Consider the following 24,809-nt stretch of genomic DNA (forward strand, 5'->3'; position numbering starts at 1 on the left):
GAGGTGTTGTAGCGCGCTGACCTGTGTCCGGCCCCTGCGCTGCTGGCGGAGTGGGCGGGTGAGCCGATGTCGTGAACGGGGTTTGCTGCTGTCCGTTGTCCACTGCGGCCATGGGTCAGGACCCCCTCCGGTGCGAAGGGCCCTGACCCAGTTGTGGCGCTGGTTCGTTCTACCGGCCGCGCCCCCGCGGCCTCACGTTCTCCTCTCAGAGGGACTTCGGTCACCTGAACCTCGCGTCCTGCCTTGCCGCACCCACCGGCGATGACATCTATTCAAGTCATGCGCTGTCGGCGGCCGGCGCCGGCTAGTTGGCAGATCCGGGTTGGGAGTCGCGAGCGGGTCAGCCATGGAACTGGTTCGCCGGGACCGGGAGCCCGTAGTGCTCGCGCAGTGTCGTGCCTTCGTACTCCTCGCGGAACAGCCCCTTGCCACGCAGGATCGGCAGCACGTGCTCGACGAAGGCCGCGAGGCCCGATGGCAGGGCGGGAGCCATGATGTTGAACCCGTCCGCGGCGCCACCCTCGAACCAGGCGATGATCGTGTCCGCGATCTGCTCGGGCGTGCCGACGAACTCGAAGTGGCCGCGCCCGCCGCCGAGCCGGGAGATGATCTGCCGGACCGTCAGCTGCTCGCGCACCGCGAGATCGATGATCAGGTCGGAACGGCTCTGCGTACCTTCCAGCTTGGGCCTGGCGAGAATGAAGTCCGGCAGGGGCTGGTCGAGTTGGAAGACCGAGGGCTCGGTCTCGAACACGGCGGCCAGCTGGCGCAGCCCGTACTCCGGGACGCGCAGCTCGTCGAACTGCCGGGCGAGCGCGCGGGCTTCCGCCTCGGTCGACCCGATGTACGGGACGATGCCGGGCAGGACGATCACACCGTCCGGGTCGCGGCCCGCGGCTCTGGTCCGGGCCTTGATGTCGGCGTAGAAGGCGGCCGCGCGCTCGTACGTGGTGTGCGCGGTGAAGATGGCCTCGGCGTGGCGGGCCGCGAAGTCCTTGCCGTCCTCCGAGGAGCCGGCCTGGACGAGCAGCGGGTAACCCTGTGGCGCTCGACGTTGAGCGGGCCGGCCACCTTGAAGTACCTGCCCTCGTGGCCGAGCCGGTGCAGCCGCTCGGGGTCGGCGTAGCGTCCGGTGGTCCTGTCCGCGACGACGGCCTCGGACTCCCAGCTGTCCCACAGCGCCTTGGCGACCTTCAGGAACTCGTCGGCCCTGGCGTAGCGTTCGGAGTGGCCGGGGCGGTTGTCGAGGCCGAAGTTGGCGGCCTCGTCGGCCCCTGCCGAGGTGACGATGTTCCAGCCTGCGCGGCCGCGGCTGACGTCGTCGACGGAGGCGAGCCGGCGGGCGAGGTTGTACGGCTCGTTGTACGTCGACGAGACGGTCGCGATGAGGCCGATCCTGCTGGTCGCCTGGGACAGCGCGGTCAGCAGGGTCAGCGGTTCGAGCTGGCCCGGCGGCCGGAACTCACCGGTTCCGATGAGGGCCGGGCCGTCCGCGAGGAACAGCGAGTCGAACTTGGCGCTCTCGGCGAGCTGAGCCAGCTCGATCCAGTGCCGCAGGTCGAAGTCCGCCCGGGGGTTGCTGTGCGGGAGCCGCCACGCCGCCTCGTGGTGGCCCGCCGCCGGCTGCGCGACGAGCACCGCAGCTGCTCAGGGGTGCGAGCCAGGTGCAGATCGGCGCTTCTGCCCTGGCTCGCCATCCTCGCCGGACGTATCCACTCACCCCCTTCCGCCGGCACGGTCGACATCGCCGCCGTAGTCGCGGCCGCACTCGCACCGCCGCCGAGCACTGCCTGATGCGGCTCGGTTGCCGCTCGGCGGGCGTGTCGACCTCACGCCGGATCGACCACCCGGCTCACCAACCACGCGTGCTTGCCGACCTGTCGACCGCGCGTGAATCCGAAGTCCTCAAAAAGTTCGACGGTCGCGCTGAACAGGAAGCGGCCCTGCGCCTCGCGCCCGTCGGTCACCTCCGAGATGGCTTCGACTACGCCCCCTCCGGCTTGGGCGATCTGGTCGAGGGCGCCTTCCAGCGCTGTCCGCGCGATGCCCCGTCCGCGGTGCTTCCTGTCGACGTAGACACAGGTGATCCGCCAGTCCGGCCGCGGCGGTGCGTCCTTGTCGTACGCGCGCCTGTGCTTGATGTTGGGGAGTTCCTCGGGGCTGCCGTACTGGCACCACCCCTGTGCGGTGCCGTCCTCGTCGAGGACGAGCGCGGCGTGGGCGCGGCCGGTACGTACGCGGTCCTGCTTGGCCTCGCGGTGGTTGATCCCGTGGCGGCCGCGCTCCGGGTGGTAGCTGATGCACCAACACCCGCCGTAGATACCGTTGTTGCGCTCGACGAGCTCGGCGAAGGCGTCCCAGGTGGAGGCGTCCAGGGGGCGGACTTGGTACGGCCGGGGCTCAGACATCGGCGGCCGCCGCGGCCAGCAGCCGGGCGAGTTCGACCGGCTTGGTGATCATCGGCCAGTGGCCCGAGTCGATGTCGACGAAGTCCAGGTGCCTGGTGCGACCGACCTCCGGCACGTCACCGGCGTCGATCCAGTCCCGGGCCTGGGCGGGGGTGAACTCGGGGCACACGAGCAGCATCGGGACGTCGAACCTCCGCTTGTCCGTCAGCCGCACCGTCCCCTTGGTTACCTGCTCAGGCACGGGGATCGCCGCCGAGGCAATGCGGCTGCGCGTCTCCTCGTCGAGGTCGACGGAGTCCGGTCCTTCGAACGGGCCCCAGCCGGGAAAGGGCATCACGCCGTCCTTTGTCTCGAAGAAGTCGGCGTACGGCTGCCCGTCGGCGGATGGGAAGCCTCCGACGAGGGCCACCTTGGCGACCCGCTCCGGCCGCGCGTCGGTGGCAAGCCAGGCCAGGGTGGAGGCGGCTGAATGCCCGACCACCATGGGTTTCTCCGGCGCCGCGTCCACGGCGGCCAGCACCGCCGCGACCTGGTCCTCCAGCGTGGCGGACCCGGCTCCGTCACCCTGACCCGGCAGGGTGAGCGCCACCGGTCGGTGGCCGAGTTCCTCGAGCGCGGGCACGACGTCGTCCCAGGCGGATCCGTCGAGCCACAGGCCGGCGATGAGCAGGATGTCCATGGATCAGTTCTCTTTTCCGTGAAGCCGTGAAGCCGTGAAGCCGTGAGGTCGGTGCCCCTCACGCTATGACTGGTTCCGGACAATCCACTTCCGGTATATCTCGTGACCACCTAATCTGCTCGGGTGCCGACCGAGCTCAGTCCCACCGCGCGAGCCCTGCGCACCCTCGAGATCCTCCAGTCCCGTACCGCGGGAGTGACGGCCGAAGAGCTTGCCGCCTCCCTGGGTGTCACCGAGCGGGCCGCACGCCGCTACGTCGGCATCCTCCGCGAGGCGGGCATCCCGGTTCACTCGACCCGGGGCCCCTACGGCGGGTACCGACTGGGGCGTGGGGCGCGGCTACCGCCGGTCGTCTTCACGGAGCCCGAGGCGCTGGGCCTGGTCATGGCGGTCCTCGACGGTCAGCCGTCGGCCGCCGACCCCGATGCCGACGACCTCGTCGGCACCGCCCTGGGCAAGGTGATCCGGGCGCTGCCCGAGAGCGTCGGCCGGCAGGCGGCCGCCCTGCGCGAGCACGCGTCGGCGGCGCCCGACCGTCACGCGTCCCGTGCGGATCCCGCCCTCACGAGCACGCTCGTCGCGGCGAGTGCGATGCGACGCCGCGTGCTGGTCACGTACCGCAGTGAGTCCGGGAACGAGTGGGAGGCCGAGGTCGATCCCTGGGCGGTCGTGGTCCGCTACGGCCGCTGGTACCTCCTGTGCCACTCGCACCACGCGGACGCCATCCGCACCTACCGGATCGACCGGGTCCGCGCGGTCCGGGAGACCGCCCACCGCTTCGAGATGCCCGACGGCCTCGACCCGGTGGCGGCGCTGGAGGAGAACCTGGGCCAGGGGTGGACGTTTCCCACGCGGGTCGTGTTCGACGCCCCGATGGCCGAGGTGCTGCCGTCTATCCGCCCGCCCATGGGACGGCTCGAACCGTCGGGAGACGGGTGCGTGCTCGTCGGCAGCACGAGGAATCCGACGATGTACGCGCAGGAGTGGCTGGCGCAGCTGCCGCTCGCCTTCCGTGTCGAGGGCGGGCAGGAACTGCGCGCGGCGGTGCAAGTGCTCGCCACGCGATTCACTGCCGCCGTGACGGACGAGCCCTGAGCGCGCATCGCGAACGGCCCCTACCCGCTGGCTACTTGACGTCGCCGTCTGGCGAGAGGCATCCAGACCTGACCGTACCTGTGCAGGAGACCGCCGGTGCTCCGACGGATCGACGACTGTGGGGCGTCCGTCCTCGCCGACTGCACATTCGGAAGCGGCCCGGCACCGCGAGTGCGGTGCCGGGCCGTTGAGGTGCTGCGCGGTGGCGTCAGCCTTGGCGAGCCTTGAAGCGGGGGTCCTTCTTGTTGATCACAAAGGTCACACCACGCCTGCGCACCACCTGAGCGCCGGGTTTGGCCTTCAGCGAGCGCAGGGACTTGCGTACCTTCATAGCGGCCTCCTTGCCGGGCCTTGCAGGGGTCAGACGGCTCGGGCCGTCAGGGACGGACGGCGGCGGTACGGCCGTAGCGGCGCTCGAAGCGCTCCACTCGGCCCGCGGTGTCCACGACCCGCGAAGTACCGGTGTAGAAGGGGTGACTCGCGGACGAGATGTCCACGTCGACGACCGGGTACGTTCTGCCGTCCTCCCACTCCACCGTGCGCTGTGAGTCGAGGGTGGAGCGGGTGAGCAGTTGGAAGCCCGCCGCACGGTCGCGGAAGACAACGGGGCGGGAGACGGGGTGAGTGCCGGACCTCATGGGTGGTGCCTCCTTGCGAAGCCTCGGTCGACGACCGAGGCGGGTGTCATCGTTCCTCGCGGAACAGAACGTGCTTGTCGGCCACCGGGTCGTACTTGCGCACGACCAGCCGGTCGGGGTTGGTCAGACGGTTCTTGCGCGTCACGTAGGTGACGTTGGTGCCGGCCGTCGACCTGAGCGTGACGACGGGCCGCGTGGTGCTGCGTGCCATGAGGACTCCTTCCACCACCACCGAGTGCTTTGACTCGGTCATGTCATGCAGTGGTTGTAACAAGGCCGTCCAGCGGGTCATTCCCGATGGCCGGCTGCCGCAGCGAGCAGCGGCGAGTGAGGTTCCTGTCACACCGCCGCTGCCCTTTCGTCTCGCGCTGGGCCGGGCGGCGTCCTGCTAATGGCCGATCTTGTCCAACTCGGCGACTTCGTCGTCGGAGAGCGCGAGTCCCGCGCCGGTGACGTTCTCGCGCAGGTGCGCCACCGACGAGGTGCCGGGAATGAGCAGGATGTTCGGCGACCGCCGCAGCAACCAGGCCAGGGCGACCGGCATCGGCGTCGCACCCAGCCGGGTGGCCACGGCAGAAAGCGCCGTGGACTGCAGCGGGGTGAAGCCGCCCAGCGGGAAGAGAGGCACGTAGGCGATGCCGTTCCCGGCGAGTTCGTCGATGAGCTCGTCGTCCTGCCGGTAGGCGAGGTTGTACATGTTCTGCACGCACACGATCCGCGCGATCGCCTGCGCCTCGGCGACCTGTTCCGCCGTCGCGTTACTCACTCCGAGGTGCCGGATCAGGCCCTGCTGCTGGAGGTCGACGAGGGTTTCGAAGGGCTCGGCGAGCGAGCCGGGCCGGGGTCCCTGAGCGTCGCCGAGCCGGAGGTTGACCACGTCGAGCGTATCGAGGCCGAGGTCCTCAAGGTTCCCGCGGACGGCGCGGCGAAGATGCTCGGGCCGCCGGGCAGTGGGCCGGCCGCCCTGCTGATGCGCGGGCGTGTTCGGGTTCGCACTTGACCGTGATGATCTGCTCGTCCGGGTCGTCGGTGACGATCAGGAACACCTTGCCCGCGACCTTGTACACGTCGAGTCCGGGGGCGAAGGGGTATCCGTGGCTGACGTCGGGGAGGGCGAGTGCCGCCTGGCGGGCGGTGTCCTGAAGCCGGTCACCGGCCGCACTCACGGGGCCGTCCGCGTGCAGGTTCCGTAGGTGTGCGGGGCGACGGGCTGCGCGGCCCTCGGCAGGCGGGCGACGACGAGGCGGTACTGCTCCCGCAGGGCGTGGACGTCGCCGGGGTCCGCCTTGAGGATCACGACGGGACGCCCCGGGGCCTCGCTCAACAGCATGAACACCTTGCCGCCCACCTTGAAGACCTCACCGCCGGGGCCGAAGGGGTGCTGCATCCGGGTTCCGGGGAGGTCCTCCGCACAGTCGGCGGCGGTCTTCTGCAGGGTCGATCCGTTCATGGACTGTGGGCCTTCTCAGGTGGTGACGGATCACGGTGTCGAAGGAGGCGGAGGGCGCGCCGCACGGCCGCGGCGGCACGCCCCATCCTTCCCGCGATGCCGACCAAGAGGGCGGTAGGCTGCGGACACGTGATGGTCGACAAGAGACACCCCAGGCCGGGCGGACAGGCCGGACCGGCCGAGGTTCGGCTGTACGGTTTCCAGCCCCCGGTCGGTACTCCGTACGGGCTGGAGGTGAGGACCATCGAGGAGTTCTTCGCCCGGCACGACGACTGGCCGTGGAACCCGCCCCGTCCGGGCCGGGCCACCTTCCACTACCTGATCCTGGTCACCGAGGGCGAGTTGGCGCACGACGTCGACTACGTCACGCAGACCGTCGCCCCCGGCCAGTGGCTCTGGGTGCGCCCTGGGCATGCGCAGTGCTGGCACCCTCCCGGCTCGGCCCGAGGACCGTTCATCCTGTTCGAACCCGACGTACTGCGGCCCGACCTCGCCCGACTCCTGGCCCCGCTCACCGCGCACGAGGCGCCTGCCGTGCTGAGCCCGCACCCCGACGACGCCGCCTGGCTCCAGCAGACGGCGCTCCAGCTCCTGGACGAACACCGCGCACTCGGGCGCCGCCCCCTCGACGTCCACCACGCCCTGCGCCGCAGCCTGCTCGAATCGCTGCTGCTGCGCCTGGCCAACTCCCCCGGCCTCCTCCCCGCCGCAGCGGCCACGGTCGGCACCGGCCGTGCCGACAGGTACGGACGCTTCCTGGACGCCCTGGAGCTGCACTTCCGCGAACTGCACCAAGCCGCGGACTACGCCGAGCTTCTCGGCTGCTCGGTCCGCACCCTCAGCCGCGCCGCCCGGGACGCCACCGGCAAGGGGGTGCGCGAGCTCATCGACGAGCGGCGCCTCCTGGAAGCCCGGCGCCTTCTGGGAGCTGCCCGGTGGGACGCCCGGACCGTGGCCGTCCACCTCGGTTTCAGCGATCCCGCGAACTTCGGCCGCTTCTTCCGCGACCGCACCGGCCTCACCCCGGCCGCCTACGCGGCCCGCGACACCACGACCCACGCGTGAGCGGAGCGTGGCGTCGGCCCGAGGGCCCCTGATAGCCCGGACGACGGGGGCTCATGCCGCGGGACTCCTGATCGACTCGGAGGCCCGCTCGGGCTGGGTCAGACCCAGGTGGGGACATGCTCTTCGGCGTAGCGGGCGCCGAATCCGCCGTTCGGGAGGATCTCGTGGATCGCGGCGAGATCGGCCTCGGTGAGGGTGACGTCGGCCGCGTGGGCGTTTTCCTCCATGCGGGCCGCGCTCCGGGTGCCCGGGATCGGGACGATGTGCTCGCCCTGGGCCAGCAGCCAGGCCAAGGCCAGCTGGGAGACGGTGACGCCCTTGGTGGCTGCCAGGTCGCCGAGTCGGGCCACGGCTTCGACGTTCTTCTCGAAGTTGCCGGGCTGCCAGCGCGGGTCGGTGTTGCGCATGTCGGTGGCGTCGTACTGTCCCGCGGGCTTCGCGGTACCGGTGATGAAGCCGCGGCCGAGGGGCGAATAGGGCACGAAGCCGATGCCGAGCTCCTTCAGGACCGGGAAGAGCTGCTCGACCTCTCGCTCGAAGAGTGAGTACTCGGTCTGCAGGCCCGAGACCGGCTGGACGGCATGCGCCTTGCGGATGGTCTGCGGACCGGCCTCGCTGAGGCCGAAGTACTTGACCTTGCCGGCGTCGATCAGTTCCTTGACGGTGCCCGCCACGTCCTCGATCGGCACGTCCGGGTCGACGCGGTGCTGATAAAGCACGTCGATCTGGTCGACGCCCAGGTGGCGCAGGCTGTTGTCGGTGACTGTACGGATGTTGTCCGGGCGACTGTTGAGGCCCAGGCCCTGCTCGGTCTGCGCGAAGCCGAACTTCGTGGCCAGCACGACCTCGTCACGGAAGTCCCTTACCGCCTTGCCGAGCAGAACCTCGTTGTTGCCCGTGCCCCAGCCGTAGAGCTCGGCGGTGTCGAACAAGGTGACGCCCAGGTCGTGGGCGCGGCGGATGGCGGCAATGCCCGCCTCCTCGTCACCGGGGCCGTAGCCCATCGCCCCGGCCCACATGTGGAAATCGACGCTCACGCCCTACGCCTCGGTGGCGTTCCAGGCGCGCAGTAGCTGGGCGTACGCGCCGTCGTACGCGCGGCCCATGCCGCCCATCATCGTGGCCACCGGCCGGCCCGGCCGCAGCCCGCTGTCCTCGTCGGCCTCGTCGATCACGCCAACGCCCTCGATGCCGGGGACGCGCGGGTAGGTGACCACCGCGTCCGACTCGCCCTTGCGGGTGGTGACCTCGGACTCGTTGACGCCGAACGCCTTCACCTTGATCCGCACCCAGCCGGGCTTGCGGACGGGCACCGGGACATCCTTGATCTCCAGGGCGTCGAGGCCGCCGGGGCGGGTGACTACGACGGCCCGCATGGTCGCCGGTGCGGCGGCGTCGGTCACTGCTGTTGTCGGTTGGCTCATGCCGAGTTCCTCACTTTGTTCGCCCCCATTCGCCCCCTGGTGCGCTGCTCCGTAATCGCCCGCCGGTCGTCAGGGGCGGTCGATGCCCTCCCACAGGTCGAGAACCTGCTGGTAGTGGGCGGTGCCCTCGAAGGGAGGGTTGCCGACGTTTTCCGAGGTGGGCTCGTCCGTGACGGCGGGCCAGAGGCGTGACTGCTCGCCGGTGGCGAAGTCGAGCACGATGTCGCGGATACGGGTGTCCCGCTCCGCCTGCTCCGCGCTGCGGCCCGGCTGTTCCTGGCCGACCAGGGCGTACATCTCGGTGCCGTGCACGGCGGGCGCGCCTTCGGCGGGGCCGATCAGGAGGAGGTGGGCGTTGCCGCCGGCGGCGGCGTGGGCCAGAGCGCCGCGGGCGGCGGGGATCGCGAAGAGGTAGTCCGCCATGACCGCGGCGCGGACCTCGGCCGGGGTACGGCCGCCCTGGTCGTAGGCGTCGACGATCTTCTTGGCGCGGGAGCGGGAAATGCGCCACCCCGCGACCTCGTCGACGACACGGTCGATGGTGCCCGGGTCGAACCGGTCGAGGTCGTTCGCCACCCACCAGCCCATGTCGTCGCTAGCCATGCTCAGCAGGATGTCGACGTCGCGGTGCGCGCCGGAGGCGAGGACGTCCATGGGGTGGGCGTGCACCACCGCGCCGGGCTGCCCGATGTCCAGGACGACGCCGGTGGCCTTGTTGTCCACCCCGCCGCGGACTCCGAGGTCCGTCGGGAGGACCTTGCGCAGGGCGTCCCGCAGGGCGAGCGGGTCGAGGTCGAGCACCTTCTCCGGGTTGTCCGCGACGCCGAGTTCGGTGACGAACAGGTGCGCGAGTTCCTCGGCCCACCAGGCCGGAATGCTGCGGGCGGGCCCGCCGGAGAACCCGGCCAGGCGCCGGTACAGGCCGTCGGCCGAGGAGGCGCCGAGCAGTCCGAGGGAGGAGTAGGCGCCGCCGCTGTGGCCGTAGACGGTGACGTTGTCGGGGTCTCCGCCGAAGTGGTCGATGTTCCGCTGGATCCAGGTGAGCGCGGCGATGATGTCCTGGAGGAAGAGGTTGCTGGCCTCGTCGAGCTTCCCGCCGTATTGCGAGAGCGACAGCGGGCCCAGGGCGCCGAGCCGGTAGTTGATGGACACGCCCACCACGCGCCCCGTCGCGGCGAGACCGGCGGCGTTCGAGGTGATCTGTGTGTTCGCGCCGTACTCGAATCCGCCGCCGTGGATGTACACGGTCACTGGGAGCGCCTTGCCGGCCGGCCGCTCGGGGGCCCACACGTTCAGGTTCAGGCAGTCCTCGCCCATTCCGCTGTCCGCTTCGAGCCAGTCACCGCTGTCGGGCTGGATCGAGACGACGCCCTTGCGGTCGTAGGGGAGGTCCGGATCGAAGTCCTCGACCACGGGGCGGCGGTACCGCTCGGCAGTGGCGTACGGGATTCCCCACCAGGACCGCACCCCTGGTGCAGTCGGGGCCGTGGGTGCAGTGGCGGTCATGTCGTGTCCTTCCGGCGCGGTCGGGATATGTCGCGCGGTGTGTCGGCTGCTGGGTTGCTTAGGGGGACGGTCCTTAAATCATTTGCTGTGGCCCGACACATCACCCGACGGACAGCGGTCACCTGATGGTCGGCAGGGGACACTTCTCTGCTCCGCGATCCGGGCGACTTGAGCAGCACAGGAACTCGACGAGCGCACGTACCCCGATGACGCAACCCTCGACGACAACGCGACGGCGCACGACTTCGCCTCGCTGCTCCCGCTGACGCTGCCAATGAGCTACCAGTCCAGGCGCGAGAAGTACGGTCACCCGCCCCGGTCCCTAGGCGCGGGAGGCCAGCCGCAGTCCAGCTACGAGATCGACGGTCCATCCCCTCCCCCGGCATCGTCGTCCTCGGCTGCTCCGGTTGCGGCCAACGAGTAGATGGCGGTGACCGGGCTGGTCGTCGGCAATGTCAGCCAGGGTCCAGTCGTAGTAGCGGTGTCCCTTGACTCCGGCGCCTGCAGAGAGCTTCTGCCAGGCCCGTTTCGGCAGCTTCTCGGCCAGTGCGTCGGCCCGCGTCTTGCCCGCCCGGGTGGCGATCTGGTGAGCGCGGGCGACCGTGAGGACGCAGCCGACCTGGCGGATTCCAGCGCGCTCCGCAGCTGCGGATTGCCTCCGTAGACCTCGTCTGCGGCCACCCAGGCTGCACGGATCCCGGCTTCCAGGGTCCGGTCGATCACACGGCGAGCGCGGGCTTCGTGGCGAAGCCGACGTCCTCTGGAATCCCGGCGGACCGACAGCGGGCTGCATCCGTGATCCACGAGCGCGGCACATACAGTTCCCGGTCGATCGCCGCGTGCCCGCGTCGGCTGGAATAGGCGAGGCGGACGGCGACTTGGCTGTTCTCGATGCGCCCAGCAGGGCCGGTGTACTGGCGCTGGGCGCCGATGGTGGCGGTGCCCTTCTTCAGGTCGCCGGTCTCATCGACCACCAGCACCGCGTCCTCATCATGTAGTTGCTCGATGGCGAAGCCGCGCAGATCGTCCCGAATCGCATCGGCATCCCACTTCGCCCTCGACAGCGGATGCTGCAGGCCGTACGGGGTGGCATCGCCGGCGTGCTCGGCCAACGTCCAGCCATACTTGCGCGGCAGGTCCGACAAGAGCCCGAGCACGAACTCCCGTGCCCGCCGCCGTGGTTCGACTCGGGTGAACCGTCCCGCGATACGGTCCGTCAGAGCCTCGAACATGTCCTGCCAGCGGGCTGGATCCAAGCTGTCAGCTGCGGCCACCACCTGATTTTCTGTTTTCACACACCGATGATCATCGGTAGTCGCATCCGTTTGGCATGCCGCCGATCGTTGAGCAGAAGGTGCTGGGGCATCGGTACCGTGATCGGGCCGACTCACTCAAGCGACTACAAGACAACAACAAGCGTAAAACGGGTCAGTGGCGACACTGCGGCCAGACGCCGTCGCCCCCTACCATCCGGGAGCAGGGGGCCTCACGCGCACCCCGGGCAGGGGCTGAGCATCATGTGGTCACTCACTTCACGTCCGGCGTTCCGGCGCTTCGTCGGCGCCGTCGCGGCCGGCTTGGCCCTGGCCGCAACCTCAGGATGCACCGTTCCCGCCGACGCCGTCGCCGGCATCTCCGTGTCCGCCGACGGCCATCTGCTCGGCGTCATGATGATCTGCGGACACCAGATCGATGGTGCGACCCTCTACGTGGACGGCGACGACGTCAACAAGCAGGTGACGGTCGGCTCATGGGCCGCCGACCGCCCCCTCACGCAGGGTCTCGCCACCTGGACACTCGATTCTCCTGCTGCCGGCTGGACCGCGACCAGATCCCTCGCTCCGCTCACCGCCAAGACCACCTACGCGTTCTACGGCTGGACCAAGGACAACTCGCATTCAGCGAGCAGCATCTCCTTCACCCTGGCCGACCGGGATCAACTCACCCCAGGAAAGGTCCGATACGACAGCGTCTCGGACAACGGCGACGAATCCGCAATCACCGTCTCCATAGCGGACTTCAAAGCCAAGGCATGCCAGAACACGTAACACTACGGCGCCTCCGACCAGGTCGAGGCGCTCTTCTTGCCGAGAGGCACGCGCTCAACTCTCGCCGCCGGAAGACACAAGATCGCGATCTACAGCTGGAGTACCAGGCATCAGGACCCGTGTCGCTCGCCGCTGACTTGGGCCCCGGCAGCAGACCGGTGTGGGTCGGCTGGAGGCCAAGCAGGCGGTCAACCGGCTCCAGGGCTGACCGACGATCACGACGAATCCGCCCCGGCGTGCACGGATTCGAGAACGCCGGCACTCCGGCCTCAGTTCCTCCGTGGCCAGGGTGGCTCCCTGCTTCGCCTACAACTTCTCAACTCAGCGATGCCATAACGGACTTCCCCTGTCGCAACTCTTGACGGCTTTGGTGTAGACCTTTAGGTTCACCAGCCAGCAGACCTTCCATGCATGCATCCCTTGCACACATACGTGAACACCTACGTTCACCTCTCACCGCCCTCCCTCACCTAGGCGGCGTCCACCCCCACTCCAGGACGAAAGGCCCCTCACCATGCAACGTCTGGCCCTGCGCTGTGCTCTCGCCCTCTCGCTCGGCTTCACCGCCGTTGGCGCACTCGCGGCCCCCTCCGCCTCTGCCGCCACCGGCACGATCACCGGCCTGGCCGGCAAGTGCCTCGACGTCGCCGGCGCGAATTCGGCCGACGGCACGGCCGTACAGCTCTACGACTGCAACGGCACCGCCGCTCAGCAGTGGACGGTCGGTTCCGACGGCACCATCCGGGCCCTCGGCAAGTGCCTTGACGTCACTGGCAGTTCGACGGCCAACGGCACCCAGCTCCAGCTCTGGACCTGCGGCGGTGGCGCCAACCAGAAGTGGACCGTCAGCACCGCGCGCGACATCGTCAACCCGGCCGCCGACAAGTGCCTGGACGTCACCGGCAACTCCTCCGCCAACGGCACCCGCACCCAGATATGGACCTGCACCGGAGCCGCCAACCAGAAGTGGAACGCGCCCACCGCCGACGGCGGCACGACTCCGCCGAGTTCCGCGCCGATGGCCGTGGCGCCCTACCTCTACAACGGCTGGGGCAATCCGCCCAGCCCTCCGACTGTCATGAACGCGACAGGCGTGAAGTGGTTCACGCTGGCGTTCGTCCTGAGCAACGGCTACTGCAACCCGCAGTGGGACGGCGGCCGGGCACTGACCGGCGGAGTCGACCAGCAAACCATCAGCACGGTGCGTGCGAACGGCGGCGATGTCGTCCCGTCCTTCGGTGGCTACAGCGGCAACAAGCTGGAGAGTTCCTGCTCCAGCGCCGGCGAGCTGGCGGCGGCGTACCAGAAGGTCATCGGCGCGTACACGCTGAAGGCGATAGACATCGACCTGGAGGCCGACGCGTACAGCAACGGCACCGTGCAGCAACGGACCGTGGACGCGCTCAAGACCGTCAAGGCCAACAACCCGGGCCTCAAGGTGTACGTCACCATCGGCACCGGGCAGAGCGGTCCTGACACGAGTCTGATCAACCGGGCCGCCTCGTCCGGGCTGACCGTGGACGCATGGACGATCATGCCGTTCGACTTCGGCGGCGCGGGACAGAACATGGGCACTCTCACCCAGCGGGCGGCCGAGGGACTGAAGACCGCGCTGAAGAACGCGTACGGCTACAGCGACGACGCGGCCTACCGCGCCATGGGCATCTCGTCGATGAACGGCATCACCGACGACAACGAGACCGTCACCCCCGCCGACTTCCAGACCATCCTCAGCTACGCCCAGGCCCATCACCTGGCACGGTTGACGTTCTGGTCCGCGAACCGTGACCGCCCCTGCCCGGGTGCCTACCCGAACGACGACACATGCTCGGGCGTGAGCCAGAGCAACTGGCAGTTCACCAGCATCTTCGCCCGGTACACCGGCTGACGTACGCACTCCGCAACCCTTCCCCCCACTCCCCGCTGAGCAACTGCCCCTAGACCACACGAAAAGGATCGACCAGAAGATGAGCACCGTGCGATCCCGCTCCACCCGCGCGCTCCTGCGGGTCCTGCTCCTGCTCCTGCTCCTGCTGGCCACGCTGCTGGGCCTCGCGGCCGCACCACCCGTCGCACAGGCGAGCACTGCCGCGACCCCGTTCAAGGTCCTCGCCCTTTACAGCGGCACCTACGACGCGGCGCACATCGACTTCGACAAGGAGGCGAACGTCTGGTTCCCGCAGCAGGCGGCCGCCAACGGATTCACCTACACGGCCAGTACTAATTGGGACCTCCTCGCCAACGGCGGGGTCAACGCCTATCAAGTCGTCCTGTTCCTGGATGATCTGCCGCAGACATCCGCCCAACGCTCCGGTTTCGAGGCGTACATGAGAGGTGGGGGCGGCTTCATGGGCTTCCATGTCTCGGCGTTCACGACCGACGCGGCAAGCTGGTCCTGGTACCACAACACGTTCCTCGGCTCGGGCAACTTCGCGTCCAACACCTGGGGGCCGACCGCGGTGACCCTGAAGGTGGAGGACCACACGAGCCCGGCCACCGTGAACCTGCCGGCCACGTTCACCTCGTCGGTCAGCGAGTGGTACAGCTGGTCCAAGGATCTGCGGCAGAACCCGGACATCAAGATCCTGGCATCGATCGACCCCAGCAGCTTCCCGGTCGGTACCGACCCCAACCAGTCCTGGTACAGCGGCTATTACCCGATCCTGTGGACCAACACGAAGTACAGGATGCTGTACGCGAACTTCGGCCACAACGCGATGAACTACACGACCAACACGCGGCTCTCCTCGACGTTCGCGAGCGCGAGCCAGAACCGGTTCCTGCTGGACGGGCTCAAGTGGCTGGGCGGGGGCGGCACCACGACCCCGCCGACCGGCGACCAGATCTCCGAGACCGCCTGGCACACGGTGCAGAACGGCGGCAACGGCACGTGCGTGGACGCCCGTTCGGCAGCCACCGCGAACGGGACGGCCGTCCAGCAGTACACCTGCAACGGCACGACAGCGCAGCAGTACCGGTTCCGGAGCACCGACAGCGGGTACATGCAGATCACCGCCCGCGGCAACCCCGCTCAGGTGATCGACGTGACCAACCGCTCGACGGCGGACAACGCGCCGTTGCAGCTGTGGGCCTACTCCGGCGGCACGAATCAGCAATGGCAGCCCGTGCGTGAGACAAGCGGGCGCTATCACTTCGTCGCCCGGCACAGCGGCAAGTGTCTGACGGCGGCCGCAGCGGCGACGAACAGTGTCCAGCTCACTCAGCGGACCTGCGACGGTTCGGCCGCGCAGGCCTTCCAGCTCGCTGCGCAGTCCTGAGCCACACAGCGTTGGCGCCCTGTAGGTCACCGACGCTCAGGAGGTGAGGCCGTGACCACGTGCGGCACCCTCCGCGCCGGGCATGCTCAAGCCGGTCGCGTACGAACTCCGCACCCTCACCGGTAGCGTACGAACCAAGCACCTCGACTCCACCCACCCGGGGTAGTCACCTCCCTCAGGCCCGCAGCGGTTCTCCCCGGTGCAGCCTGAGTTGTCGCAGAACAGCCGCCGAGCCGACAGTTCGATCACACTCCGGTGAGCGGCCACCAGAGCACCGGGCCGGGCGAAGCGATCCCTTCGGCGTGGGCCCGGGTGGGTCAGCTCGCTGCGAGACGCTGGACCTGGGGCGCCGCCGAGGGCCTCCTCCTCGGCCGGCACGCCACGGGCGCGTGTGACTTCGCCTGCGGGCAAGCCGACTGGCCGTCCGCGCCCACCGAACCACAGGCGAGAGTCGATCAGTTCGGAAAAATGCCGCCACGAGTTCGACGGAAAGCCCTTCCATCAGCTTCTCGGCTTGCCAGTCTCTGTCTGCACACGCCGGATGTCATGTCCGCGATCGTCACATCGCCACGGAGACCCCCATGCCTCGAACCACCAGCAGAACCTTCCGGCTCGCCAGAGCCGTCGCCGTCACAGGCAGCGGCGCGGCTCTCGCTGCCACGCTGACGGGCAGCGCCTCCGCGGGCGTGCTGCAGAACCTGCCCGAGAACGCCACCGCATTCCAGAAGTACTTCGAGCCCGTGTACGACTACGACACGGACTCCTGCTACCCGGCCGCCGCCATCGACGCGAGCGGGACCCTCAACGGCGGCCTGAAGCCGACCGGCCCCATCACCGGACAGTGCCGCGGCGACCACCTCGGCCACGCCAACACCTACTCGCGGGCCAAGTGCAACAACGGCTGGTGCGGAATCATCTACGCCAGCTACTTCGAGAAGGACGAGGCGTCTCCGGGCATCGGTCACAGGCACGACTGGGAGTGCATGGTCGTGTGGGTCGAGCAAGGGGCGGACACACCGTCATACCTGTCCGCCTCCCGGCACGGCGGCTTCAGCACCCACCCGATTGCCGACGTTCCGATGAGCGGTCGGCGGGTCATGGCCGTCTACCACAAGGACGGTGCCAGCACCCACGCCTTCCGCTTCGCCAAGTGGGGCGAGTCGGCGGAGAACGACACCGGCGCCTGGCACCAGGAGAACCTGCTCACCTGGGACAGCCTCGCACCCAACCTGCGCACCGTCCTGAACGGCTCCGACTGGGGCAACGCCAACCTCCCGCTCCAGGACTCCAGGTTCAACGACACGCTCAACAAGGCCAAGCCGGGCGGAATCCCCTTCGACCCGTACGCATGAGTTGTCTGCCGGCAAGGTGCCGAGACCGCAGGAAATGAAGGTCGCCGCCCCGAATCTCGGGGCGGTTGCCGCCGCCGGGAACAGGCAATGCCAGTGAACGCATGGAAGTGGTCAGTCGGCAAGGCTTGAGCTACTGCGCTTGTTGGCGAGGAAGCGTGCCTTCTTCTCGCGATTTCCACCCGTATTCATGTCGCACCATTTCCGTGTGGCCTGCCCCAGGGGGGGCTTCTGCTCGGGCACGACGTGGGCTGCGCTCGAAGAACCAGCTGGACTGGTCGCGGGCGGTGATCGACTCCTCCCACGTCCGGGCCGCACGCCGGGGCCCAAAAGCGGACCCGGCCCGGTCGATCACGCACGCCCGGGCAGCAAGCACCACCTCATCACCGACGGCCAGGGGATCCCGCTCGCGGTGTCGCTGACCGGCGGCGACCGCAACGACGTCACCCAACTGCTGCCGCTGCTGGACAAGATCCCGGCAGTGGCCGGGTGGTGGGCCGGTCCTGGTGCCGGCCCGGCGCGCTCCTCGCCGAGCGAGGCCGGCCGCACGGCACCGGTCCGGGTACATTCCGCTGGGTCGTCGAGCGGACGATCTCCTGGCTGCGCGGCTTCCGCCGCCTGCGCATCCGCTGGAAACGAGCGACGACATCCACGAGGCCTTCCTCGGACTCGCCGTCTGCCTGATCACCCACCGCCGTTCAGAGGCTTTGTCAGGGCCAGTTGGCGGCCCACGCCAGCCGATACCAGTGCGCCGTTGCAACTACTGCGAGTCATTGACAGGTCGGACGGGCGGGACCGGCCCGGTGCTGGGAGTTCGGTGGTCTGAGTAGATTGGTGGCCACCGACCCAGGAGATGCCCCGTGCCCGGCCGCCCCAGCGTTTTGTTCGTGACCGACCTCGCCTACGAGGCGCGGGGGCGGCGCTACTGCGACGAGGACATCTTCCTGTCGTCTCGGCTGCGGAACGACTTCGACGTCGCTTTGTGCCATCCGCTGGACGCCGCGGCTCTGATGGACGCCTTTGACGCGGTCGTGGTCCGCAACAGCGGCCCCGTGCTGCACTACCAGAAGGAATACGACGCCTTCCGGGACCGGGCCGCAGCGCGCGGCACCCGGGTCTACAACCCGCTGTCCGGCCGGGCCGACATGGCCGGCAAGCAGTACCTGCTGGACCTGACCGCAGCCGGATACCCCGTCATCCCCACCATCGACCGGCCCCAGGACCTCCGCCGCCTGCCCGAGACCGACCAGTACGTGGTCAAGCCGAAGGCAGGGGCGGACTCCATCGGCCTCAGCTTCGTGCCTCAGGAACAGCTGGCCGGCCTCGCCCACGGCGACATCCTGGTTCAGCCGCGCATCGATTTTCGCTACGAAGTGTCGTTCTACTACGTCGACGATGCCTTCCAGTACGCCCTTCACGCCCCCGACCCCGAACGGCGCTGGGTCCTTGAGCCCTACCGGCCCACCGAAGCCGACATCGATTTCGCCCGCCGCTTCATCGACTGGAACACCCTCGACCACGGCATCCAGCGCGTGGACGCCTGCCGCACCCAGGACGGGGACCTGCTCCTTGTCGAGCTGGAAGACCTCAACCCCTACCTCTCCCTGGACCACCTCGACGAACCGACCCGCGACACATTCGTCACCAGCATGACGACCTCCCTCCACCGGTTCCTCGGAACCCCTCCCCGCCCCTGAACCGGCAGGCCACCGGTCACCTTGGAGACAGGTGGCAAGGGCGTGGAAGGCTTCGTGGAGGTCGTCGCGTCGGTCCCAGCGGATGCGCACGCGGCGGAAGCCGTGCAGTCAGGCGATCGTTCCTTTCGACGACGTACCGGAAGATGCCCGGGCCGGAGGGGTGGGGCTGGTCGCGCTCGGCGAGGAGCGCGCCGGGCCGGCACCAGGACCGGCCCGCCACCCGGCCACCGGCGAAACCTTGTAGCGACAGCAACCGCGTGACGCCGTCGCGGTTGCCGCCGGTCAGCTGTCCGGCGAGCGGGATGCCCTGGGCGTCGGTGATGACGTGGTGCCTGCCGCCCATCCCTGCACGGTCGACCGGGCTGGCCCGCTTTGGGGCCGCCTCGGGCCGGCCGCCCAGGGAGGAATCGATCACCGCCAGCGGCCACACGTCGGCCCCGTTCCACGCGGCCAGGGGACTCCCGCACGTCACGCCCGAGCCGAAGCCCAGCTCCCGCGGCAGGTACTCCCCCTGGGCACCGGTGCGGAGCACGAACAGGATCCCGCACAACGCCTGCCGGTCAGGTCTCCGAGGCCGCCCCTCGACCTGTCTCGAGGCAGGCTCGAGGCAGGCCAGGCCTGGGCAGCAACGGCCCGATCAGCGCCCGCTAGGAGGCGCTCCAGCGAGGGTCGCGGCCGAGGTAACGCAGGAGGACCGCCACGTCGTCGTCGCCCCGCTCGGGGGCCAGGGCGGCGGCGTACGCGCCGTATGGGCGCAGCGGCTCGACGATCTCCCTGGCGACCTCGAGAAGGGGGCGGGCCAGCTCGGGCGTGAGCGGCGACGGCCGGCCCGTCGCCTGGGCGATGTCCCAGCCGTGGACCGCCGCGTCCAGCCCGCACGCTGCCGAGCCGGACCACGGGGACATCTTGTGCGGCGGCACCGGGGTGGGCACCCCGGCGGCGCCCCGGTCGACCCCCGCCCATGCCGTCGCCGCACGTGCCAGGGCGTCCTCCAGGAACCCCGCAGGGTCCAGTCCCTCCATCTCGCCCGTCGGGGCGAACGGGTTGTAGTCGGGGCCGGGTTCGCCGGTCAGGGCGGCGGCGAAGCCGATCTGGTCGCCGACGGCGTGCTGGAAGACCTGGGCGACGGTCCAGTCCTCGCAGGGTGTCGGCAGGTGCCAGCCGTCGGCGGGGATGGCGCCAACCGCCGTGCGCAGTGCATCGTGGGAAGCGTCCAGAACGTCCCAACCGCTGGAGATCATGCCATCGCTCATCGGAGAGCCCCCTTTTCGTGGTGCCCTCACTGTGGTGAACGTTGGTGTCATGCGTCCACTCTCGGCCCGTGACGACACGGGAACCAAGGACGTCTGCGACGGGAGGACGGCCCGGACCAGTGGCGCTGAGCCTTGGGACACGTTTTACGCGACGCGTGCAACTGCGGCCCACGCCCTCGCTGTCTGACAGGGAGATGGGCCCGTCAGGGCCGAAGAGCGAGCAGACCGGGGCAGTTCGTGGGACGGCGCAAGAGCAGCATATGGATCGCATTCGTCACGGGTGTGACACTGATGGGCGCGAGCGCCTGCGGCGGGGGCGGCAGCGACAAGGCGAGCGGGGACGCGAAGGCGTCGGCAAAGCCGAGTGCGAGCGCCTCTCCGTCACCGACGAAGCCGGCGGGTCCGCCGATGCTGCTCGAGACGATCACCCCGCAGACGGGAACCACGGTCGGCGTGGCCATGCCGATCTCGGTGATCTTCACGAACCCTGTGGCGGCCAAGGCGCGGGCCACAGTGGAAAAGCACATGAAGGTGAGTGCCTCACAGTCGGTGGTCGGCGCCTGGCACTGGATGGGCGACAGGCGCGCCGACTGGCGCCCGAAGACGTATTGGCCCTCCGGTACGACGGTGAAGATCGATGCCGACATGACGGGCGTCAGCAACGGCAACGGACGCTACGGCGTGCACAACTACACGCACACCTTCAAGATCGGTGACGACGTGCGCGCGGATGTCTCGGTGACCGGCCACACCATGAAGGTGACCCGCAACGGCGCGCCGGTACGCACCCTGTCGATCAACGCGGGCAGCGCCGAGTATCCGACGTGGGACGGCACGATGGCGGTCATCGACAAGCAGGAGAAGGTCCACATGACCTCCTGCAGCGTCGGAATCAGCTGCGACAAGAGCAGTCCCAATTTCTACGACCTGACACTGCCCTGGGACATCCACCTCACCCAGTCCGGCACGTACGTCCACTACTCGACCGGCGACCCGAACCCGGGCAGCGGCAGCGCCCGCGGCTCGCACGGATGCGTCCACCTGTCCCTGTCGGACGCCAAGTGGTTCTACGGCCAGGTCAAGCAGGGCGACCCCATCACCATCACCGGCTCACCCCGCGGCAAGGCCCCGGCCGACAACGGCTACGCGGACTTCAACCTGGGATGGGACCAGTGGCTCGCGGGCAGCGCCTCCGGCGAGGGGACGACCGCCACCCTTTGACGCGCGTGGCCTTCTGGTGCGTCACCGCATCCGGGTAAGTAGGTGTTTTTGAAGGCGGGTGGGCAGAGGACTGAGGCTCCGCAAAAAGGATTCAGGCTTGAGTAGTGGCTCGCGTAGGGTTCCCCAGTTGCCGAGCTGAAAAGGTGGGTCGTGGACGTAGCACCACGGGAAGTGATGCGGGACCAGTTGGCGGGGGCGGCCAGGGCCGCACTGGGTGGCGGTCGGAAGCTGGAGGCGGTCGAGCGGCTCACCGGCGGCACCACGAAGGGCGTGTACCGCCTCACGATGAACGATGCCACGACGGCGGTCGCCTACCTGTGGGAGAAGTCGGAGAACTACTGGCCGGTGGCTGAGGGCGATGGCGATCTCACCGACCCGTTCTCGCCCGGTGTCGGGCTTGACTTGTTCGAGGCCAGCCACGCGCGCCTGGCCTCACTCGGCTTGCGGGTCCCCGAGGTCCACTTGGTCGACCGGGACCGCACTCACTACCCGGCCGACTTGGCGATCGTGGAGGACTTCCCCGGCGAGGACCTGATGGACCTGTTCAACCGCGACCCGCGCGCCGCAGAGCCGACGATGGCCCGCCTCGCCGATGCCCTGGCGGCGATGCGACGCCATCGAGCGCCGTCGTTCGGCAAGGTGGCCCAGATCGACAAGGGGGGAAGGTCCAGGGCGGCGTCGTGTGAGGAGGCAGCGCTTGAGTTCGCGCTGCGCTGCCTCGCCGAGGCGGGGTCCCGTGACCGGAGGATCGCGGACGCTCGCGGCAGGCTGGAGGAGCGGCTGCGTGAACTCGCCGCGGCGGTGCGGCCGCGTGCCGAGTACTCGGTTGTCCATGGCGAGTTGGGGCTGGATCACGTGCTGGTGGACCGGGACGGTAACCCGGTCGTGATCGACTTCGAGGAGTTGTTGTACTTCGACGTCGAGTGGGAGCACGTGTTCCTGCGGCTCCGCCACTCCGAGGACCAATACCGGCGGTTGGCAGTGGAGGACCTCGACGAGGACCGGCTGGCTCTCTATAAGCTCACCCAGCATCTGTCCCTGACGGCGGGGCCGCTTCGGCTGCTCGACGGAGACTTCCCCGACCGGGCGTTCATGCAGGGAATTGCCGAGCACCACTTGAACCAGGCGCTGGCGATGGTCTCAGGGTGTTAGAAGTCATCGGGGGGACATACCGGGCTGTTTCGCCCAGTCGGTGCGGGGGCTTTTGCGAGTGAGTCGTCGGGTCATCATGGTGATGAGTGCCCAGTTCAGGTGTGCTTCGGAGTGCTGCGGGAGGCGTTCGTAGTCGCGTGCGTTGCGGCGGGCGTTCATGCATCAGCCGATGGTGCGCTCGACTTTGCAACGGCGGGGCAGGACCACGAAGCCTTTGGTGCCTTTGGGCCGGGAGACGATGTGCAGGGTGAGCCAGAGGCGATCGCGGGCCCAGTCCACGAGGTCGCCGGCGTAGCCGCGGTCGGCCCAGACCTGGGTGATCTGCGGCTGGGTGAGGCGCAGGCGCCAGAACACGTCGCGGGCGGCGTCGCGGTCCTGGATGTCGGCGGGCGTCACCGTGATCATCACGGGTAGGCCGAGCGTGTCCACGGTGATATGTCGCTTGCGGCCGTTGATTTTCTTCGCGGCGTCGTAGCCCCGGCTGTCGCGGCCGACGGTGGAGCGCCCTTGACCGACTGGGAGTCGACGATCAGTGTCACCGGGTGGGGGCAGCGGCCCTTGCCGGTACGGATCCTGCGGCGGAGCTGGTCACGGATGTAGGTGACGACCCCGGCTCGGTTCCACCTCCAGAAGAACCCGTAAACGGTCTCCCACGGAGGGAAATCCGCAGGCAGTGCCCGCCACTTTGCGCCGTTGTCGACGATGTAGCGGATGCCGTCGACGATGTCCCGCCGCGGCCACTTCTCGGGGTGGCCGCCGGTCTTGGTCTGGCAGGCCGGGATGGGCAACAGGGGTTCCAGGAGGGCCCATTCGGCGACGGAGGTGTCGGACGGGTAGCGGCGGCGACGGGCGGCAGCGGGCTCGGCAGGGTGATCGGTAATGGACTGGGGTTATTTGGACAGCTGGGCGAGGGTGGCGCGGACCCCGGTGAGCTGGGGGGTGGCGAGCTGGGCCCATTCGTCGTCGGGGTAGCGGGCCAGGTGCGGATCGAGCGTGCCCGTGATCACCCGGGTGAGTCGGCCCAGAATCTGCCGGAACTGCCGTTTGTCGTACTCGATCCAGTCCGCGGGGTCGTCGGAGAACATGAACCCGTCCCGGCGGGTCCAGGTGATCGGCGTCAGGTTCTCCGTGGCGACGACGTCGCGGACGTGCCGGATGCCGCGGCCGACCTGGGATCGGGTGAGGCGGGTGGCGGCGATGAGCTGGTAGGTGTGCAGGCCCGCGGGGCGTGCTTCCATCAAGGCGACGCGGACAAGGTCGCCGTAGTGCTCGGCAAGGGGCCGGGCCTCCCGGCGTCGCGGCATGGCCTACTCGCCCTTGAGGAGCTGCACGAGCTGCTCGTCCAGGGTGAACTCGCCGTTGTCCAGCGCCCCTTCGAGCCAGTCCGCCGCGGCACGGACCCGGCCGATCTGCCGGCGCACGGTCTCGCGCTCGTCCTCGGTGAACTCCTGTCCTCGCATCTGCGGGACCAGCCGGCCCAGGGTGGCCACGAAACCGTGGCAGGAACCGACCAGATCGAGGTACTCGATGGTGTGCTCGATCGCGCGGACCGCCGGGGTGCGCTCCCGGATCCGCTCGCGCGTCTCGTTGGAGTTGTCGAACTGCGCGCGGTTGACGAGCATCCGGGCGGTGTCGTCCCGCATCGCCGTCCGGGCCACGGCCGGGCGGCGCAACAGTCCCGTGGTCACCTCCTGAGCGACCGTGTCGTCCCTGGTCAGCTCCGTGACAACCCGCACCCGCTCAGCCGGGGTGACGTGCTCGGTCACCGCCGGCCGCTTCAGCAGATCGGTGGCGACCTGGGCGGCGACCTCGTCGTCCCGGGTCAGGTCGGCCACGGCCTGGACCTTCTCATCCACCGTCACCGGCCGGTCGACCCGCTGGCCTACGACCCGCTTCGCACCGTCCGGCGTCCACTGCCTCGCCCCGGTGCGCGGGTTGAACGGCGCGTCTTCCATCGCCGCCCACCGCTCGTCCTCGTCGACCACCGAGGCCAGGATGCGGTGGACCGTGAACGACACCCCCTCCACGCGGCGCTCCTTCGGCCACCGGTTCGCGGTGTAACGCCAGTCCTCCACCGTCCGCCGCTCGACACCTATGTCGTCCGCGAAAATCTGCAACGCCTCCGTCACGGTGAACAGGTCGTCCGTGCCGTTCGGCATCGACCCGCCCACCGACCTCATCGGCTCGATCTCCAACGCCATGTCACCCAGGGCGCGGGCGATCTGCGCGATCAGCTCCTTGGCCTGGCCGACGAGCTGTTCGTAACGCTGCCGGGTGACGTTCCCGATCCGGTCGGCCACGTCGGTCATGATGACCACCGTCCTCGCCCGGGCCCGGCCCGGTCACCACGACGTGACCGGTCAAAGGCCCGCCGGCCCCGGTCACCGTCCACCGCGACGCGAGCGCGACACGCCGGGGCAGAGCGTGGACTAGGGGGCGCTCGAAGCACCAGCCAGACGCCCCAAATCTCCCGCAAAACAAGAGGTGTTCAGGATGCTCGCAAAGCGTTCGGCTACGGCGTTTCCGTAACACCGTTCCGCGACGCC

General features: G+C 69.1%; 24 protein-coding genes and 5 pseudogenes. 11 read left to right on the forward strand and 18 right to left on the reverse strand.

Translation table 11 applies throughout. From position 1 onward, the window contains the following. Window positions 1-340: 340 nt before the first annotated feature. The 3 genes and pseudogenes from RKD20_RS01330 to RKD20_RS01340 form a co-directional block, all read right to left on the reverse strand. Window positions 341-1,638, reverse strand: a pseudogene (locus RKD20_RS01330) (LLM class flavin-dependent oxidoreductase). A 191-nt stretch (window positions 1,639-1,829) separates the two neighbouring features. Continuing rightward, entirely contained in the window at window positions 1,830-2,408 is a 579-nt protein-coding gene (locus RKD20_RS01335) for an N-acetyltransferase family protein (protein ID WP_424875980.1), read from the reverse strand. Next, a complete protein-coding gene (locus RKD20_RS01340) occupies window positions 2,401-3,087 on the reverse strand; it encodes an alpha/beta fold hydrolase (RefSeq protein ID WP_424875981.1) in 687 nt (228 codons plus the stop codon). The genes RKD20_RS01335 and RKD20_RS01340 overlap by 8 nt, the downstream gene beginning before the upstream one ends. A 123-nt stretch (window positions 3,088-3,210) precedes the next feature. Between RKD20_RS01340 and RKD20_RS01345 the strand changes: the two genes are divergently transcribed. After that, window positions 3,211-4,182 (forward strand): helix-turn-helix transcriptional regulator, encoded by a 972-nt coding sequence (locus tag RKD20_RS01345; RefSeq protein WP_424875982.1) that lies wholly within the window; start codon window positions 3,211-3,213, stop codon window positions 4,180-4,182. Between the two features lie 208 nt (window positions 4,183-4,390). Here the strand turns inward: RKD20_RS01345 and ykgO are convergent, their stop codons facing one another. The 6 genes and pseudogenes from ykgO to RKD20_RS01375 all read right to left on the reverse strand — a co-directional run bounded on the left by ykgO (window position 4,391) and on the right by RKD20_RS01375 (window position 6,270). After that, window positions 4,391-4,513 carry a type B 50S ribosomal protein L36 gene (gene ykgO / locus RKD20_RS01350; RefSeq protein WP_006130958.1) on the reverse strand — a complete coding sequence of 41 codons (123 nt, stop codon included), beginning with the start codon at window positions 4,511-4,513 and terminating at the stop codon, window positions 4,391-4,393. Between the two features lie 46 nt (window positions 4,514-4,559). After that, the gene (locus RKD20_RS01355; RefSeq protein ID WP_424875983.1) at window positions 4,560-4,820 is read right to left on the reverse strand and encodes a type B 50S ribosomal protein L31; all 261 of its coding nucleotides are present in this window, start codon (window positions 4,818-4,820) and stop codon (window positions 4,560-4,562) included. Between the two features lie 46 nt (window positions 4,821-4,866). Further along, the gene (gene rpmG / locus RKD20_RS01360) at window positions 4,867-5,031 is read right to left on the reverse strand and encodes a 50S ribosomal protein L33 (protein WP_424875984.1); all 165 of its coding nucleotides are present in this window, start codon (window positions 5,029-5,031) and stop codon (window positions 4,867-4,869) included. 177 nt (window positions 5,032-5,208) lie between these two features. After that, window positions 5,209-5,790: pseudogene (locus RKD20_RS01365) on the reverse strand (oxidoreductase); the annotation flags it as partial. Beyond that, window positions 5,723-5,986 carry an MmcQ/YjbR family DNA-binding protein gene (locus RKD20_RS01370; protein ID WP_424875985.1) on the reverse strand — a complete coding sequence of 88 codons (264 nt, stop codon included), beginning with the start codon at window positions 5,984-5,986 and terminating at the stop codon, window positions 5,723-5,725. The gene RKD20_RS01370 and the pseudogene RKD20_RS01365, both read right to left, overlap by 68 nt. Next, window positions 5,983-6,270 carry an MmcQ/YjbR family DNA-binding protein gene (locus RKD20_RS01375; RefSeq protein ID WP_424875986.1) on the reverse strand — a complete coding sequence of 96 codons (288 nt, stop codon included), beginning with the start codon at window positions 6,268-6,270 and terminating at the stop codon, window positions 5,983-5,985. The genes RKD20_RS01370 and RKD20_RS01375 overlap by 4 nt, the downstream gene beginning before the upstream one ends. 129 nt (window positions 6,271-6,399) lie before the next feature. Between RKD20_RS01375 and RKD20_RS01380 the strand changes: the two genes are divergently transcribed. Further along, complete coding sequence (locus RKD20_RS01380; RefSeq protein WP_424883112.1) at window positions 6,400-7,335, forward strand: helix-turn-helix domain-containing protein; 936 nt, start codon at window positions 6,400-6,402, stop codon at window positions 7,333-7,335. A gap of 98 nt (window positions 7,336-7,433) precedes the next feature. Here the strand turns inward: RKD20_RS01380 and RKD20_RS01385 are convergent, their stop codons facing one another. The 3 genes from RKD20_RS01385 to RKD20_RS01395 all read right to left on the reverse strand — a co-directional run bounded on the left by RKD20_RS01385 (window position 7,434) and on the right by RKD20_RS01395 (window position 10,265). Then, complete coding sequence (locus tag RKD20_RS01385) at window positions 7,434-8,354, reverse strand: aldo/keto reductase (protein ID WP_424883113.1); 921 nt, start codon at window positions 8,352-8,354, stop codon at window positions 7,434-7,436. Window positions 8,355-8,375: 21 nt separating this feature from the next. Continuing rightward, window positions 8,376-8,759, reverse strand: coding sequence for an alcohol dehydrogenase catalytic domain-containing protein (locus RKD20_RS01390; protein WP_424875987.1), 384 nt, complete (start codon window positions 8,757-8,759; stop codon window positions 8,376-8,378). 69 nt (window positions 8,760-8,828) lie between these two features. Next, the gene (locus RKD20_RS01395) at window positions 8,829-10,265 is read right to left on the reverse strand and encodes a carboxylesterase family protein (RefSeq protein ID WP_424875988.1); all 1,437 of its coding nucleotides are present in this window, start codon (window positions 10,263-10,265) and stop codon (window positions 8,829-8,831) included. A 268-nt stretch (window positions 10,266-10,533) separates the two neighbouring features. On the opposite strand from RKD20_RS01395, the gene RKD20_RS01400 reads away from it, so the two are divergent. Next, window positions 10,534-10,689, forward strand: a complete 156-nt coding sequence (locus tag RKD20_RS01400; RefSeq protein WP_424883114.1) for a hypothetical protein — start codon at window positions 10,534-10,536, stop codon at window positions 10,687-10,689. On the opposite strand, the pseudogene RKD20_RS01405 reads toward RKD20_RS01400, so the two are convergent. Next, a pseudogene (locus tag RKD20_RS01405) lies at window positions 10,654-11,497 on the reverse strand (IS701 family transposase); the annotation flags it as partial. The gene RKD20_RS01400 and the pseudogene RKD20_RS01405 sit on opposite strands and share 36 nt — an antisense overlap. 285 nt (window positions 11,498-11,782) lie before the next feature. On the opposite strand from RKD20_RS01405, the gene RKD20_RS01410 reads away from it, so the two are divergent. The 6 genes and pseudogenes from RKD20_RS01410 (at window position 11,783) to RKD20_RS01435 (ending at window position 18,637) form a co-directional block, all read left to right on the forward strand. Next, on the forward strand, window positions 11,783-12,313 hold the full coding sequence (locus RKD20_RS01410) for a hypothetical protein (protein ID WP_424875989.1): 531 nt from the start codon (window positions 11,783-11,785) through the stop codon (window positions 12,311-12,313). 514 nt (window positions 12,314-12,827) lie between these two features. Beyond that, entirely contained in the window at window positions 12,828-14,201 is a 1,374-nt protein-coding gene (locus RKD20_RS01415) for a ricin-type beta-trefoil lectin domain protein (RefSeq protein WP_424875990.1), read from the forward strand. 79 nt (window positions 14,202-14,280) lie between these two features. Then, a complete protein-coding gene (locus RKD20_RS01420; protein WP_424875991.1) occupies window positions 14,281-15,591 on the forward strand; it encodes a ThuA domain-containing protein in 1,311 nt (436 codons plus the stop codon). 581 nt (window positions 15,592-16,172) lie between these two features. After that, complete coding sequence (locus RKD20_RS01425; RefSeq protein ID WP_424875992.1) at window positions 16,173-16,943, forward strand: NPP1 family protein; 771 nt, start codon at window positions 16,173-16,175, stop codon at window positions 16,941-16,943. 248 nt (window positions 16,944-17,191) lie between these two features. Further along, window positions 17,192-17,650, forward strand: a pseudogene (locus tag RKD20_RS01430) (transposase); the annotation flags it as partial. A 150-nt stretch (window positions 17,651-17,800) separates the two neighbouring features. Continuing rightward, window positions 17,801-18,637 (forward strand): hypothetical protein, encoded by an 837-nt coding sequence (locus tag RKD20_RS01435; RefSeq protein ID WP_424875993.1) that lies wholly within the window; start codon window positions 17,801-17,803, stop codon window positions 18,635-18,637. Between the two features lie 16 nt (window positions 18,638-18,653). Here RKD20_RS01435 and RKD20_RS01440 read toward each other — a convergent pair whose 3' ends face one another. Together RKD20_RS01440 and RKD20_RS01445 are read right to left on the reverse strand one after the other, a co-directional pair. Further along, on the reverse strand, window positions 18,654-19,187 hold the full coding sequence (locus tag RKD20_RS01440) for a hypothetical protein (protein ID WP_424875994.1): 534 nt from the start codon (window positions 19,185-19,187) through the stop codon (window positions 18,654-18,656). A 97-nt stretch (window positions 19,188-19,284) separates the two neighbouring features. After that, window positions 19,285-19,890: a TIGR03086 family metal-binding protein gene (locus RKD20_RS01445; protein WP_424875995.1), complete on the reverse strand. Its 606-nt coding sequence runs from the start codon at window positions 19,888-19,890 to the stop codon at window positions 19,285-19,287. A gap of 237 nt (window positions 19,891-20,127) precedes the next feature. Here RKD20_RS01445 and RKD20_RS01450 point away from each other — a divergent pair, with 237 nt between their 5' ends. Continuing rightward, window positions 20,128-21,111 carry a L,D-transpeptidase gene (locus tag RKD20_RS01450; protein WP_424875996.1) on the forward strand — a complete coding sequence of 328 codons (984 nt, stop codon included), beginning with the start codon at window positions 20,128-20,130 and terminating at the stop codon, window positions 21,109-21,111. 174 nt (window positions 21,112-21,285) lie between these two features. Further along, complete coding sequence (locus RKD20_RS01455) at window positions 21,286-22,263, forward strand: phosphotransferase family protein (protein WP_424883115.1); 978 nt, start codon at window positions 21,286-21,288, stop codon at window positions 22,261-22,263. 3 nt (window positions 22,264-22,266) lie between these two features. Here RKD20_RS01455 and RKD20_RS01460 read toward each other — a convergent pair. The 3 genes and pseudogenes from RKD20_RS01460 to RKD20_RS01470 all read right to left on the reverse strand — a co-directional run bounded on the left by RKD20_RS01460 (window position 22,267) and on the right by RKD20_RS01470 (window position 24,572). Continuing rightward, window positions 22,267-23,144: pseudogene (locus RKD20_RS01460) on the reverse strand (IS5 family transposase). A 9-nt stretch (window positions 23,145-23,153) separates the two neighbouring features. Continuing rightward, on the reverse strand, window positions 23,154-23,567 hold the full coding sequence (locus RKD20_RS01465) for a hypothetical protein (RefSeq protein ID WP_424875997.1): 414 nt from the start codon (window positions 23,565-23,567) through the stop codon (window positions 23,154-23,156). Between the two features lie 3 nt (window positions 23,568-23,570). Continuing rightward, the gene (locus tag RKD20_RS01470; protein WP_424875998.1) at window positions 23,571-24,572 is read right to left on the reverse strand and encodes a DUF6192 family protein; all 1,002 of its coding nucleotides are present in this window, start codon (window positions 24,570-24,572) and stop codon (window positions 23,571-23,573) included. Window positions 24,573-24,809: the final 237 nt, after the last annotated feature.

The sequence above is a fragment of the Streptomyces sp. SLBN-8D4 genome, assembly GCF_049739545.1.
Taxonomy (GTDB): Bacteria; Actinomycetota; Actinomycetes; order Streptomycetales; family Streptomycetaceae; genus Streptomyces; species Streptomyces canus_C.